This is a genomic window from Reticulibacter mediterranei (assembly GCF_016587455.1).
In genome coordinates this window covers 4,730,661-4,745,879 of record NZ_BNJK01000001.1, presented here as the reverse complement: position 1 = coordinate 4,745,879, position 15,219 = coordinate 4,730,661, and the positions used below count along the sequence as shown (strand labels likewise).

Annotated in this window: 9 protein-coding genes; 5 read left to right on the top strand and 4 right to left on the bottom strand. The window is 52.3% G+C overall.

Annotated elements, in window-relative coordinates; translation table 11 throughout:
- Positions 1-61 precede the first annotated feature (61 nt).
- On the bottom strand, positions 62-844 hold the full coding sequence (locus K3T83_RS20425; RefSeq protein WP_220204790.1) for a hypothetical protein: 783 nt from the start codon (positions 842-844) through the stop codon (positions 62-64).
- A gap of 641 nt (positions 845-1,485) precedes the next feature.
- Here K3T83_RS20425 and K3T83_RS20420 point away from each other — a divergent pair.
- Entirely contained in the window at positions 1,486-2,781 is a 1,296-nt protein-coding gene (locus tag K3T83_RS20420; protein WP_220204789.1) for an NCS2 family permease, read from the top strand.
- Here K3T83_RS20420 and K3T83_RS20415 read toward each other — a convergent pair whose 3' ends face one another.
- Positions 2,782-4,314 carry a glycosyltransferase family 39 protein gene (locus K3T83_RS20415; protein ID WP_220204788.1) on the bottom strand — a complete coding sequence of 511 codons (1,533 nt, stop codon included), beginning with the start codon at positions 4,312-4,314 and terminating at the stop codon, positions 2,782-2,784.
- A gap of 155 nt (positions 4,315-4,469) precedes the next feature.
- Positions 4,470-8,543 carry a glycosyltransferase gene (locus K3T83_RS20410; RefSeq protein WP_220204787.1) on the bottom strand — a complete coding sequence of 1,358 codons (4,074 nt, stop codon included), beginning with the start codon at positions 8,541-8,543 and terminating at the stop codon, positions 4,470-4,472.
- Between the two features lie 547 nt (positions 8,544-9,090).
- Here K3T83_RS20410 and K3T83_RS20405 point away from each other — a divergent pair.
- The 4 genes from K3T83_RS20405 to K3T83_RS20390 are packed head-to-tail and all read left to right on the top strand — an operon-like array spanning position 9,091 to position 12,225.
- A complete protein-coding gene (locus tag K3T83_RS20405) occupies positions 9,091-9,852 on the top strand; it encodes an SIR2 family NAD-dependent protein deacylase (protein WP_236064942.1) in 762 nt (253 codons plus the stop codon).
- A gap of 20 nt (positions 9,853-9,872) precedes the next feature.
- The gene (locus tag K3T83_RS20400) at positions 9,873-11,135 is read left to right on the top strand and encodes an MFS transporter (RefSeq protein ID WP_220204786.1); all 1,263 of its coding nucleotides are present in this window, start codon (positions 9,873-9,875) and stop codon (positions 11,133-11,135) included.
- Entirely contained in the window at positions 11,135-11,338 is a 204-nt protein-coding gene (locus K3T83_RS20395) for a hypothetical protein (protein WP_220204785.1), read from the top strand. Before K3T83_RS20400 ends, K3T83_RS20395 begins: the two co-directional genes overlap by 1 nt.
- A 29-nt stretch (positions 11,339-11,367) precedes the next feature.
- Positions 11,368-12,225 carry a class I SAM-dependent methyltransferase gene (locus tag K3T83_RS20390; RefSeq protein ID WP_220204784.1) on the top strand — a complete coding sequence of 286 codons (858 nt, stop codon included), beginning with the start codon at positions 11,368-11,370 and terminating at the stop codon, positions 12,223-12,225.
- 62 nt (positions 12,226-12,287) lie between these two features.
- Here the strand turns inward: K3T83_RS20390 and K3T83_RS20385 are convergent, their stop codons facing one another.
- Positions 12,288-14,696 carry an ATP-dependent helicase gene (locus tag K3T83_RS20385; protein WP_220204783.1) on the bottom strand — a complete coding sequence of 803 codons (2,409 nt, stop codon included), beginning with the start codon at positions 14,694-14,696 and terminating at the stop codon, positions 12,288-12,290.
- Positions 14,697-15,219 lie beyond the last annotated feature (523 nt).

Below are 15,219 nucleotides of genomic sequence, written 5' to 3'. Positions count from 1 at the left end.
AAGAAAAGCGCTCTTTATCACAAATGCGATAAAGAGCGCTTTTCTCTTGTTTAGGAAAGGGTTAATACGGATGGTACGGTTGGTCGGGCGGTGCCGGCTGGCTCCCTTCGGGAGGATATGGATACGATGGTGGATACGGTTGATTCGCATATGGTGGCTGCGGCGGATACGGAGGCTGAGGCACTGGTTGGCCTGGATAGGGCTGGCCTGGATAGGACGGCGGCGTGGGATAAGGCTGCCCCTGAGCATTGTAAGGCTGTGCCGGATCAGGATAGGGCTGCGGCGGATAAGGTGGATACATCGTCTGCGCAGGAGCGACCCTCGATGAATTCTTACCGATCAATCCACCCAGCGCGCCCATACCCGAGCCAATTCCCACAGCCAGAGCAATACCAAAGACAGCGAAGCCAACACCTCCACCAATCAACCCGGCCCTGAATGCATCATAATTGGCCGATGTTGACGTGAGAGCCTCAATTCTGGGCAATGTGATGGTAAAAAAGATTACCATGCTGACAATAAAGCCAATCACGCCGTAAAACAATCCTGTCCATAAGCCGGCCAGCGTCCCCGTCGCAACTTTCCCCGTCTTTTTCGCGGCCATAATCCCAGCCACAAAATACGCGGCCAGCCCCAACAAGAAGCCAATGCCACTGAGAATCAGCGCACCTCCAAGAGCGGCATTGGCCGCTGTACTGCCAGAGTTTGCGCTGGCATTATTGATGGACGAATTGACAATCAGAATGACAGTTTCAACTGCCGCCAGACTAAGACCAAAGATAAGACCATAACGAAGCGCTATTTTTCCCGAATTGGGTGCTGCTTCCTGTATCGCTTCTTGCATACAGACTCCTTCACTGCCCCTCACCGGAGAGATGGCAAAAGTGTGCAAATGACTGCATATGAATGTACATAGCAGATTCTATCTCTATATTATAGTTCTCGCGCAAGCACCTAAAGTGGTTACAACCCACTTCCTTGCTACAGTTTTTTGCTATACGCGACACCGTGCAAAACTCTACTAAAAATAACGCTATTACTCGCAGATTATCAAACTCTTGCTTACTTCGACAGATGTTTTCGGCCAGGCGGCGAAACGGCTGTCGATCTATGAGGAACTTCAATGTTGTTTGCAGCTATCATGAGGTCATTCATCTATTCGCCTGATTGGGTAACACGAATTAGTATCTTTACAGCAACCAAATTCAGTCAGTTGACACAACGATAAGCTTAACAGAAAAATATTGTTTTTGTCAATGAAAATAAGAAGAAGTATGCTACGTAGAATTTTAAATAATGTTCAGAGAACACTCAAGAAATAAAGCAATAACCACAACAAAGGCATCATATCTCCTGGCTCTCAGTCCTTCTTGTAACCACCGACAAGAAAAAAGCGTGCATATAGTTGAAACACCATCAAGCGAAAAGAGAAAATATCAGGCTTTTGATCAGAGTATCATTGCAGCAATCAGGGAGAGGGTCAGCGTGTTCACAGTCAAAGGATATAAGCCGTCCCGAAAAACCGAATGTATTGCGGGTGTGACAACCTTCCTCACTATGGCCTATATCATGGTGGTAAATCCGCTGGTGCTTTCGGCGGCAAAAGTTCCGTTCGCCCAGGCATTTACGGCTACAATCATTGCAACGGTCATCGGCACGCTAATTATGGCCCTTTTTGCCAACTATCCTATTGCAATTGCACCTGGAATGGGCCTGAATGCCTACTTCACGTACTCCGTCGTGCAAGCACAAAAAATAACTTATCAGGTTGCATTCTCAGCTGTTTTTCTCGCCGCCATCCTTTTCGTCCTGCTCTCACTGACTCCGCTTCGTACGAAACTTATCGAGGCTATCCCCATCAATTTGAGACATGCCATCGCTGCCGGGATCGGCTTCTTTATCGCCTTCATCGGTTTACGGCTCACCGGCCTTGTGCAAAGCCAATCCGACAATCTGGTTGCGCTGGGAAATTTGCTCACTCCAACGGCACTTTTAACGCTTGCAGGTTTAGTGATCACAACAATCTTGATGGCACGGCGCGTCTACGGCGCACTCTTTATCGGCATGCTGATTACGGGCATCCTGGCTCTGCTCGCTGGACAATTTACATTGAAGGGTGTTATCTCTCTGCCAACGTTACCAGTCGGGCTAGTCGTCTACAACCCGGTCACGGCTATCGGCGATATCATCCATTACGGGCTGTACGCGGCAATTTTCTCATTTCTGCTCGTGACCTTATTCGACACGACTGGCACCGTGCTGGGAGTTGCAGAGCAAGCGGGACTGATGGAAGACGGTAAACTGCCAAGAGCCGAACAAGCACTCCTGGCAGATTCGCTTGCCACGCTCATTGGCTCCATCTTCGGCACCAGTCCAACTTCGGCCTACATTGAATCAACCGCCGGCGTCGCAGTAGGAGGGCGCACCGGCCTGACAGCACTCGTGGTTGCCATTCTTTTTACCATCTCCGCTTTTTTCTATCCCATCATCAGCGCGATCGCAAGCGAGGCAGCTATCACGGGTCCGGCGCTGATTATTGTTGGCGCATTGATGGCAAGTAACGTGCGTTATATCAACTGGGATCAGTTCGACGAAGCGTTTCCAGCCTTCCTGGTGATCTTGAGCATGCCGCTGACATCCAGTATCGCCACCGGGATTGCTCTGGGCTTCATCTTCTTCCCCATACTCAAGCTTGTGACCGGGCAGGGAGGCAAAGTCCATCCCCTGGTCTACATCTTTGGCGTCCTGTTCCTGTTCAATCTGATCTTTTTGCCACACTGATCAACGTTTGCGCCATATCCAGTAGAAGCCAGTCCCGTAATAGTCGCGGTAGGGTATCTTCTCGATGAGATCGTATTTCTTGCTCTGCCCAATGGCTTTAGCGATCAAGAGCGAGGTCTGAAGATTATAGCCATAGTTCAACTGAATCAGGTCGAAATAGCCATCATCAACAGCCTTCACATACGCGTCGTTGCCTGCATAGTAGCGTCCTTGCTTATCTTTATACTCAAAAAAATCGAGGCCAGTCCACTGCCACGTATAGGTATCGTTGCGCAAGTTGTAGCGCGACGACTCGAACTGTTCTGCCAGATAGTGACCACCACCGGGGCGCACCTGCGTATTAAACACATAGGCCAGCTGATCGGTTGGGGGCCAGATCGCATACATATCCAATGCCTCCCGCGTCCCGATCATGAACAGCACCAGACAGATCGCCACGCCGGAGAGCCAGTAGCGCCCGGGCGAGGTGACGCGACGAAACCCGGAGAGCGACGCCAGAGCATAGCCCGCAGCAGGCATCATAAAGAACATGCTAAATCCCAGGTGCTTATCCAGCGAGATCAACTCCGCTTTGTAAATGTGATAAGCAGGCACAAGCAGCGATGCTCCCAAAAACAGCAGAACGATCAACGCCTGCTTTTTTCGCGCAAAGACCAGGGCTACAAGCCCAATGGCATACGCTAGACCGGCCATCTGTACGACATGTTCTAATAAACCAGCGCGCGAGTATGCCTGGATGACAAGGCGGTTCGTCGTGGTGGCCGCAAGCGCATGGAGCATATTAGGATCGAAATGGATCACGCCCAGAGATGCCAGCGTTCCCGCCACAGCCAGCGAGAAGAGCGCCATACCCGTTCGCACCAGCATAGCGATCCATCCCCCTTTGAGCAGGGTTGAGAGGACAAGCGTGGCGAGAACACAGGGTATAAAGAGCAGTGCCGCATATTTCGCTCCAAATGCCAGCACCAGAATTGGTCCCAGGCACAGAGCCAGCCAGGGTCGCCGCACCAGACTGACTCGAACTGCCAGAGCCGTTCCCAACGCTAAGAGACAGAGGCACAGAGGATCATAGGTCGCGAGACGACTCAAAAACAGGACTGGTCCCTGACAGACAAAGAAGAGAGCCGCAAAAACAGCGCTTTTCTGGTTGAACAGCCTGTTGGTGACATAGTAGCCACAGGAGGTGACAATCAGCATACAAAACAAGCTAAAGAGCCGCGTGACCTCAAGCCCGCCCCACATGTCGATTGCCCCGGCTATAATCGGATAGACATAGGGATACCCCGAAAAATAGTAGCTATAGCGATCATAGAGGGGCTGATGCCAGAACCAGTTTTGTAAGATCTGCCGCCCGGCGTAGATATACAGCCCCTCGTCTTGAAAGGCGGTATTCTGCAATAGCGTCCAGGCCAGCATAGCCTGAAACGCCAGAATCAAGGGCAGCGACCAGCGAGACAAGGTAACGTTGATCAGGGAACGTTTGAGCGTGATTTTTTTTGTTGCCACCAGCGGCGGCTTTGAAGGTATTTGCATATATTTTCCTTAATACATGTATATAATTGGCGCATCTACGCACTCCTCCGGGAAGGCCGAATATGGCAGGGGCGACGGCTGGGAAGCCGGGCGAGGACAAGCCGTCGCCCCTGCCATATTCGGATCAGGCTCGCCTCAATGTGTCAGCACATTCTTTATCGCAAATTGCTCACTACCTCACGCATCGCATTGATGGATGCGGGATCAGAGGCGAGAGACCAGCTTGTAATTTGCGCTTTCGTGGCATTGAGTGCCGGTCCGCCCTCGTGATAGAGCAGAGCATGCACCTGCGGATAGTTATTCACCGTCTGCCCCAGTTTGATCAGCCACGCGGCCTTTTGCGCAGCCGGACCATTCGCGCTGGCCTCCACAATGACTGGCTTCCCCGGATAGCGCATCGCCAGATTGTGCAATACCAGATCGGAGTCGCCCCATTGCGTGCCGGGATAATTAATAAAGCTTTGCAGTACAGCATCAATAGTCGATGGAGGAGGCGCATATGGCTGATCGTGGAGAGGATCGGCTGCGGCCCAGACCCAGGCAACGTTATTCGCGCCCTCCTCGCGGAAAATGGATTGCATATGCAGCCAGGCCGCCGGGACATCCTGCGGGATACCACCATTGGCAACACCAGATGACAGCGACCAGTTGCGATCGGCATGCTGCAAAATCGTGAGATAGACAGGCAGGCCATAGCTGCGGATCGCTTCGGCCCACGCTCTAATCTCCTGATCGTGCAACCCATTGATAATCGCCGGCAAATTGGCATCGAGCGGCGGCTTCTGTTTCTGACCAAAGACGCCAAACTGTAGCGTGATCCAGGGACGAGCATGCTCTGCCGCTAGCTCGTTAGCCCAGGCCGTGTCAAACTGATCGTGAATATCCTGCGTGCGCCCCACGATGGTAAAGTGGGTATGCAGGTCGTGCTCCAATACTGGCGGCCAATTTTTCAAGAGTTGCACAGGCAGCGAAATGCCGAAGTAAGGGGCGGTCTGTCGCTCCTGCCCGATCACAAACGGCGCGGAGGGCATTGCAAAAAGCATCGTGAGCGAGCCGTGCATCAAAACAGGGTAGGCAACCAGCGCTGCCAGCCCCAGGTTCCAGACAGGGTTCAGCCCACGTTTGCGCGTCAACAGCTTCGCCGGATAGAGCTGATAGGCAACGCTCTCGCTGATTGCCCCAACCTTTTGCGCGGCGATATTAAAGCGAATATCCAGATAATTGAGCCAGAGAAAGCTCCCCAGCATCACCATCGAATAAACCACCCACAAGACGCTAATAAAAAGCGATGTCTGTTCATGACCTTTCACCTGCGTTGCCCAGAGCAAGCAGGCGATACACAGTAGGAAGCAGAAGCAATAGACGGTCAGGTAGCCGAACGAGCGCTTGCCGTCGCGCCTCTTCGCTGTGACAGCAAAACCAACCTTGCGCTTCAAAATGACGGTAAGCAGGCTCTCAAGCAAAGCGGGAAAGCAACCGAAGCCAATAATAATGCCGCGCAATCCTGTAATACCGCGCGAGGCATACCACAGCGCCGTGAAGCTCAGCACACAATAGGGAACGAAATGCGAGAGAAAAGCCTCCAGCGTCGAGCCGTGCACAGCAGGGACACCAGTAAAGATGAAGAGCAGCGGGCTGATGAGGTAGATCAAATCGCGCAGACCGCAGAGATAGTATGTGCAGGCCAGGAAGTACTGGAGCCGTTGTGCCATCTTCAAACCGTTTTTCCTGGGGAGCAAGATTTCGCGCCAGTGCGTACGAAACACGCTGAGCGTTCCGATTGCCCAACGGCTCTGTTGCTTCAGATATGATGGCATATCGAGCGGTCCCAGGCCAACGGCGAGAACATCCGTGAGATAGATGCTGCGCCATGTAGGATGCAAAGCAATCGAAGCAGCAAAATCTTCAGTCACCGAATCCTGCGGCAGACCACCAATCTCATCGAGCGCTGCGGCCCGAATCACAACGTTTGTCCCACAAATGAATGCAGCATTGAGCGCCGCCTTGCCCGGACACAACAAGTTATAAAACATGGATTGCTGGTCATCCGCCCAGCGCGAGACAGGATTGTCAAGGTTGCCATAATATTGTCCAGTCTGCACCCAGCCCATGCGCGAATCGCGAAATGGGGGAATCGTTTTGAGCAAGAAATCGGGCCGCGCGATCTGATCGGCATCAAAAATCACCAGGAAGGTATCGCCAGTTGCGCCGAGTTGTTGACGTGCATTCTCGATATTGCCAGCTTTTGCGCCACCACCCACTGTTCGCGTCACGCAACACACGCCCAGTTCTTTTGCCAGCATGTCTATCTCTTCCCAGTTCTGCGCATTTGCTACCCGACCATCATTGCAGACAACAATTGTGACCTCTCCATGAGGATAGCGCGCCAGATAGGTATCGCGGGCTGCAATGACTCCTTCCAACGTTGATCTGATGATCGCAGCCCCCTCATTCACAGTTGGAATGAAGATGAAAACCGGGTGACGCGTTGGATCATCGCCGTTCCCAATTTTTGCGGTCGGCCAGGGCCAGATGGTAATTTGAAAGCCAAGTGCATGAATCGCTCCCAGCGTCTCGGCCAGTAGCAGCGGGACCGACATCCACCAGCCCTGCCAGTTCGTCACAGCAAAACGCCAGCTCAAATAGTCTACGCTGGATACGCCAACCGCAATCGCCAGCAGCATCGTCACCATATGATCGCGCCGCACATCTTTCGTGAAAACAATCGCAGCACCGATGCACAGGGCGGCAACGACCAGCAACGCGCCGGGGAGGGTATAGGAAATCCAGGCAACAGCGAGCGCCACCGTCACCACCGCAACAACCGCTTCCAGTTTTTTCGTTGGCTTCTGCTTCCGAGGCAGTACACAGTCCTGCTTTTTCTTAGGAAGTATGACAGTGCTCAATTTTCTGGTCGCGATCTGGCTGAGCTTTACAGATGGATGCACGATAGTAGGAGCCTCGCTCTGGTCCGAAGTCCCCATAGCTCGCATCAGCGTAGTTGTAGCTTCTGATATTTCGATCGTTTGCAGCGAGGCGGTCGCCGCCTCCGCAATCTCGACTCTCCGGTCTGAAATCTCCTCGTTTGGAGTGGTGCGAATGGGGAGCAATACCGTTTTTTCATCTACTGGTTCCAGCTCGACAGAACGCTGAACAGGCACGACCTTACCCTGTGAGGGAAAGACGAAGCGATTCAAGAGCAAGAATATCGGGGCAGCTATTGCAGCAAAAACAATAAGAACGAGATAGCCCCAGAGAGACGAAACAAGTGTCTGGACGGCAAACGAGAACAGCATCACGAACAGACTTAAAAGTATCAACAGGCCGATCTTCCAGATACGCCCCGCCGATGGTATCTCAATCCACAGCCGCAACATGTGTTGCAGAGCCATAAGGCCCTGGCTCATGTCGGCCTTGCTGCGTCCGTGTATACGCGCCCGAAAATGATATGGTATCTCAAGCGCATCCCGCCACTGACAACGCAACAGGATCTCTAGCAGAATTTTATAACCAACGGGACGCAGTGAGGCACCGGATAACAGTGAGCGGCGCAAGAGAAAAAAGCCGCCCAGCGGATCAGAAATACGCCACAGGCGTTCAGGAAAGAGCAGCCGCGCAACCCATTTCATACCAATCGAAATCAGGCGGCGTCCCGTCCCATCCAGGCCCCGATAGCTGCCACCTGGGATATAGCGACTTGCTAATGCCAGGTCAACATTATGAGCGCCCGCCTGCTCATAAAACTTTCGGAGCTGTTCGGGAGGATGCTGGAGATCAGCATCGATCACCGCGACATAGTGAGCCTGGGCGATATTCAGCCCATAGACAACGGCGGTTGCCAATCCACCTGCACGAGCCTTGCCCGGTAAACGATGCTCCAAATGAATATGAAACAGAGATGAGTTCAAAGCGGATGCGGCGGCATTGATTATCGCTGGGGTATCATCATCACTATCATCAACAAAAATGACCTCCACAGACAGGTCATCCAAAGCAGTGTGAAGCGCTTCTAATAAAGGGCAGACGTTCTCTCGTTCATTGCGCGTTGGCACCACAATGCTCAGGTCATACGCATCGGAGTAATCGTTCTGTGCAGTTGCTTGCTCTTTCTTCCCTATCCACTTCTGTATATTTTTTTGTTCACGCGCTACAACGATAGTTTTCAAAGATTGGGTCGGACCGGATATATCCACATCCTTCAACTCGTACGGACTACTTTCAGTGGTCATACAACAGCTTTCCTTCTAAGAAGTGAGCCTGATACTCAACATAAACAACCCTACATCACCTATTTAAAAAAGCCTATTTTTTGTGTCACAATATAGAATATATGTCCAAAGCCTTTTCCTGGAGAGTCTGAGTAGTGAGCGTGGAAAAGCATGTGTGCTTGATCATCCATCAGCGACAAAACATCCACGACCTAACCTAGCCAGTCCTCTTTACTCTGATGAGAAGAGCCGAAGAAGCTCCATGAAGTTGACGTGCAAGATACGATTATCACATCAACATTAGGAAGTATATTAGACAAAGCAAAAAATATCAAGTAAATGTCCAATTAAGTGAAATTTATAGACAAAATACCTATGACAATCTCCAATAAAATTATACATTATAAGCTGCACAAGACATAATACATTTATATTTTTGAATTTATCATATTTCGATTGCTGGCATACCTATCATCACATAGCGATATTGAAGAGCCGCATCCCATCGGGGTACAATAGAGTTCAGCATGGATACGAACGCTCAGACGAAGTTCGGACGGAGTTGATCATGGACATGCACAATGCTTTTTCCCAGATAGTTCCACCAGAGTTGGTGAAAACCTTGCGAACGGCACAACGCGTCACAGTGTTGACGGGCGCAGGCATCTCGGCAGAGAGTGGTCTGCCCACGTTTCGCGATCCCATGACGGGCCTCTGGGAGAAATATCGGCCTGAAGATCTCGCCACACCCCAGGCGTTTCGGCGCAATCCGCGTCTGGTCTGGGAATGGTATGCGTGGAGGCGCGAACTGGTATCTCAGGCGACGCCAAATGCAGGTCATCGAGCGCTGGTGACAATCGAGCAGCATATTCCTGAGTTTATGTTGGTCACGCAAAACGTCGATAGCCTGCATCAACAGGCCGGAAGCCAGCGCGTTATAGAACTGCATGGGAATATCAGGCGTACAAAATGTTTTGATGAGAATGTGGTGGTGGAGAACCGGGAAGAGAGCGAGGAAGTTCCGCCACGCTGTCCGCGTTGCGGTGGCATGTTGCGTCCCGATGTTGTCTGGTTTGGGGAGTCCCTTCCCGCACAGGCATTTCAAACGGCGGTCGAAGCAGCAGTACATGCTGACGTATTTTTCGCAATAGGCACATCTGGCACTGTCGAGCCTGCCGCCTCGCTTGCACGCGTTGCTCAACGCTTTGGCGCAACCGTTGTCATTCTCAATCTGGATGTGAAACCGCTGGAAGCTCCTCCTCTCTACCATATCAACGGTCGCGCAGGCATCGTACTTCCTGCTCTGGTACATGCTGCCTGGCCTGAGTAAAGAGCAACAAGGGAAACAACGTGGGTACACAGAAACAATCTCTACTACGCCTCCAGATCGGGATGGCGTTTTTTGGTCTGCTGCTCGTCGGTCTGCTCTCAGGTGCCTGGGGCGTCCTGCTGCCAGGCTTGAGCGATTTCTATCGCATTAACAAATCGGTGGTGGGCCTGCTGTTTTTCGCCAGCGCCACCGGATATTTTCTATCCGCGCTCTGTAGCGGCTTTCTCACTCAGAAGTTAGGGTTGCGCTGGTATCTCATTCTTGGCACTGCTGCTTTTCTCGCTGGCAACCTGATCCTGTTCATCAAGCCACCATTCGCACTGGTGCTGCTCACCCGCATTTTCATGGGCATTGGAGTTGCCGTCATCGAGGCAGGCTTGAACATGTTCATCGCCGCACTTCCTAAGAATAATACTTCCTACCTGAACTATCTCCATGCCTTCTTCGGCGTTGGAGCCTTAATCGGTCCTGTCGTGGCAAGCTTCCTGCTCAACGCCCAATGGGATTGGAGTGCGACGTTCCTTGTCTGGGCCGCCGTAACGCTCCTGTTGCTGGTTGGCTTCATATTTTTCTTTCACCAGCCACCTGTAATTACCGCTGAAGAGTCGGGAGAAGCAATGGAAGGACAAAAGGCCCAACAACTGACCACATCAGCCGAAAGCAGTCTGCTGGCCGCGCTCAAGCTGCCTATCGTCTGGCTGGCGACGTTCTATCTCTTCGTCTACTGTGGCGTTGAGACCAGCATAGGCAACTGGGCCTACAGCTTCCTGCTGGAGCAGCGGCAGGAGCCAGAACTGCTCGCGGGCTGGATTGTCAGCGGGTACTGGATGGGTTTGACGCTGGGGCGCTTTATTTTCAGTGATCTGGCGAAACGGCTGCACATCAGTATCTCTGGTATGATGTATCTCGCGCTTGGCGGCACGCTGCTCGGCCTGCTCATCCTGACAACAGTGCCAGGTGTGGCAGCGGATGCGCTGGGCTTTGGGCTGATCGGTTTCAGCATCGGTCCGATCTATCCCACAACCGTCGCCCTGGTGCCGAATCTGGTTCCGGCTCGTGTGGTTGCCAACACGATTGGCTTCCTGATTGGCCTGAGTACGCTAGGGATCGCAATCTTCCCCTGGTTTGCTGGCACGCTGGCACAATATAGCGGGATCTGGTCGCTTTTGCCCTATACCGCTGTCCTCGCGCTGACAATGGGCTGCTTCTGGTGGGGCATTGCGCGCAAGCTCAAGACAGCCGCAAAAAGCGAGATCGCTTTGGAGGAGAAACTCACTGCCTGATGCAGGCATATCGTCGGGAGCTACCGCTTTCTTCGAAAGAACTGGATATTACAGCAAATGTCTATAGCTGGATACGCACCCATGATTTGTGGTTATATGAAGAGTATTATTTGCAAGGCAACCAACGAGTCCGTCAGTTTTTCTCACCACACACGTTTACACCATTGATCGAGCGCTGGCTGGCGCTCCAACACACATTGTAAAACCTTTTGCATAATGCAAGGAGGCCGACATGACTCAAGACGCCCAACAGCCCGATAACACATTTATCATCGCAGAGAGCAACCCCCAGATAGCGTGGCTCTTCAATATAGATGCCCTTTTGACGCGCTCGATGGGGGGAGTTCTCGTCGAGCGCAACAACGACCTCTCCGGCATCAATGATGTCCTCGACCTGGGCTGCGGCTCCGGCGGCTGGGCAATGGATATTGCCCGCCAGTATCCTGAGATCTCTGTAACAGGCGTGGACAACAACGATTCGTTGCTGCAATACGTCAAAGCGCATGCCAAAGTACGCAGGCTTGAAAACGTCCAGTTTCAAACCATGAACATCTTGCAACCCCTGGACTTTCCCGATGCCTCATTCGATCTCGTCAATGCTCGCTTCCTCTTCAGTTCTCTCGCTCCGAAGGGCTGGCCTCCCCTGCTACAAGAATGCAAACGTATCCTACGACCAGGCGGCACGCTTCGGCTCACAGAATTGGAGCGCACCAATAGCAACAGTCCTGCCCTTGAAAAGTTTTGGGACATCTTTGCAAAGGCGCTGTTTATCAGTGGGCGCAGCTTCTCTCGTACTGGTCACATCATCGGCCTCACACTCTATCTCGGCAGTCTGTTACACGAATCTGGCTTTCAAAACATCGGAGGCAGAGCACACACTCCCGACGTGTCCTCATGGACTCCTGACGCTGAAATGTGGCGGCAACACAGTGATACTACCTGGAGGCTGCTGATCCCATTCCTGGTAAAAAGTGGTGTTACCACCGAAGAAGAGATGCAACGGTTGCACACTCAGGCTAGTATCGAGATGCTCTCCGATGACTATCGCGGCCAGTGTTTCCACTATACAGCCTGGGGAACCAAACCCTGAACTGGACTGCAACAAAAAGAGCGTAGGATTTCCCCTACGCTCTTCATTCAATATTCACACGTTTACAGCTTTTCCAACTTCGCGAAATCCAGGCTCAGCCGCTTCTTACCATGCTTGCCCTGAAACTGCACCTCGACAAACTCGGTGCCCTGCTCCATCTCGCTTTTCAGCACAAACCCATCGCCAAATGTGCCGTGACGCACGCGATCCCCAGGTTTGAATTGTTGCATCGCTTTCGACCTTTCGGGTGGCTGGTTCATCCCTCTCGATGAGGGAGGGACTGCTGGCGACGAATACGAACCTGTTCGGGACGATGGCGAAGACCAACGAGAGGTGCTGCTTTTTGGCGGCGCACCGCTGCCGAAGACGCGCCCGGTACTCTCCCCATAAGGATCTTGATTGAAATCATCATCCCAATCAGGGCGACGACTGCTGGTTGTGCGCGTATTTGTTGTGCTTTTTTGACCACCTCCAGGCGTGGCTCGTAGATGAGGTGGAATATCGCTCAGGAAGCGCGACGGCTCCGTGTATTGCGTCTCTCCAAAGAGAGAACGGCGACGAGCGCGCACCAGATACAAACGCTGCATCGCTCGCGTGAAACCAACATAAGCCAGACGCCGCTCCTCTTCCACCTGCTCCGGCTTGCTGACCGAGCGCGAATGAGGCAACGATCCCTCGTCCATACCAACAATAAAGACGACCGGAAACTCCAGCCCCTTTGCGGCGTGCAGCGTAATCAGCGTCACCGCATCTCTATTCTCTTCTGTAACAAGCGTGCCATCTTCGCCGCTTTGCGTGGTGTCAGCGCCTCCGACCAGCGCGACATTTTCCAGAAAGAGTTCGAGCGCCACCGGCGTCTCAATCTCCGAATAATCTTCCGCAACCCGGCGCAGTTCCAGCACGTTGGCCCAGCGATCCAGTTCTTCGTCAGGATTGGCGCGCAGCTCTGGGCCATAGCCACTGCGCTCAGCGATGCGATCCAGCAAATCTGGCAAGGGAAGCTCTTCAATTGCTTGTTGAAGATCGTGCAGCAATTTGCCAAAGTTTTCGAGTGAGTTTCTGGCCGCCTTGCTCAGCGTGGGATGCTCCTGAATACGTTGTAGCGCGGTATAGAGCGACACATTCTGTTTGTTCGCCCATTGTTGCAACTCGCCAAAGGTCTTCGGTCCGATCTTGCGGTTCGGCACGTTGATGATGCGTTGCAGGCTCAGATCGTCATGTGGGTTGGCAAGCAGGCGCAAATAGGCGATCATGTCCTTGATTTCTTTGCGCTCATAGAACTTGCGGCTCCCGATGACCTTATAAGGAATGTTTAACCGCAGGAATTGCTCTTCCAGCGCTCGCGATTGTGCATTGGTGCGATACATCACCGCAACATCGCCGCGCTTCTCGATATCACCTCGCGCCAGCAGACGCACGATTTCATGGGCGGTATACAGCCCCTCCTGCTCTTCATTAAAGGCTTCGTGAATAACAATCTTCTCGCCTTTGCCCAGCGCAGTCCAGAGCTTCTTATCTTTGCGCTGCCGATTCTGGCGCACAACGCCCTGAGCCGCATCGAGAATGGTCTGAGTGGAGCGATAGTTCTGTTCCAGCAAGATGATCTTTGTCCGAGGAAAATCGCGCTCGAAGCGCACCACGTTCTCCGCACTGGCACCACGCCAGGTGTAGATCATCTGGTCGTCGTCGCCCACCACGCAAACGTTGCCCGTGCCATCATGCTGCTCGCCATAGCCATATCCCAGCAGGCGGATGAGCTTATATTGTGGCAAATTGCAGTCCTGAAACTCGTCAACATGGATGTAGGGCCAGCGCCTCTGGTAACGCCGCAAGATCTCCGGTTCGTGTCGCCAGAGTTGTTCGGTAAGCATCAAGAGATCGTCGAAATCAACGCCGTTATTGTGGCGCAAGAGCTTTTGATAGACTTTATAGACGCGCGCCGCTACCTCTTCGCTATACTTCGCGGCCCGTTCCGCCATCTGGTCGGGACTGAGCATATCGTTTTTGGCGCGTGAGATGTGTGCGTGCATCAGCGAGGGCCGATAGAGCTTCTCATCAAGGTTCAGTTCTTTGACCGCCTGCTTCACCAGGGAAGCCTGATCGTCGGTATCGAAGATCACAAACGAGCGGTTCAATCCCCAGGGCATAAGAGAATCACCCTCCATCCGCAGCACACGGGCGCAAATGGCGTGGAAGGTGCCGATCATCATCTCTTTCGATGCACTGATACCGACGAGCTTTTCTAGCCGCTCACGCATCTCTTTCGCCGCTTTATTGGTGAAGGTCACGGCGAGAATGTGTCGCGGCAGGATCTCCTCATGTTGAACGAGATAGGCAATACGATGAGTGATGACGCGTGTCTTGCCGCTACCCGGTCCCGCCAGGATCAGGACTGGCCCCTGCGTCGTTGTTACGGCTTGCTTCTGTGGTTCGTTCAATCCAGCCAGTAAATCTATCTGTTCCAACATCATCACGCTCCATATCAAAGAAGAAATACGATCTGTCTACAGGCAACACGAGGAACGGCGTCTCACGAGCATGCGGCTATAACGTCATTCAAGCCCACGCTATTGTATCACAGATGCAGGAAGAAGGGGACCATCAGGGACTAGCAGGTCTATAGAGTAATCTCATTTCTTATTTTTAATCTCATGCATTTCAGATCCTTATTTATATTTAAAAATGTAAATATAAATTTGATTTCTATCAAAAAGTATAATATTTATATATGTCGCGAGGGAGGAGAAATAAGAGAAGATGGCTCCCCAATAGGATGATACTTTCAAACGCTTGTTTGCGGCTAGTTCTCAAGACTTTGTACAATGGCTGATGCCAGGGGCAACACTGCTTGAGAAAGCGCCGTTGGAATTGAAAACGACGACAAAAACGCGCAACGCGGATGTATTGTATAAAATTAGTATTGACGGACGAGAGGCTTTGCTGCACATCGAATTCCAGAAGCGTGTAGATCCGATGATGGCAAGGCGAGTCTGT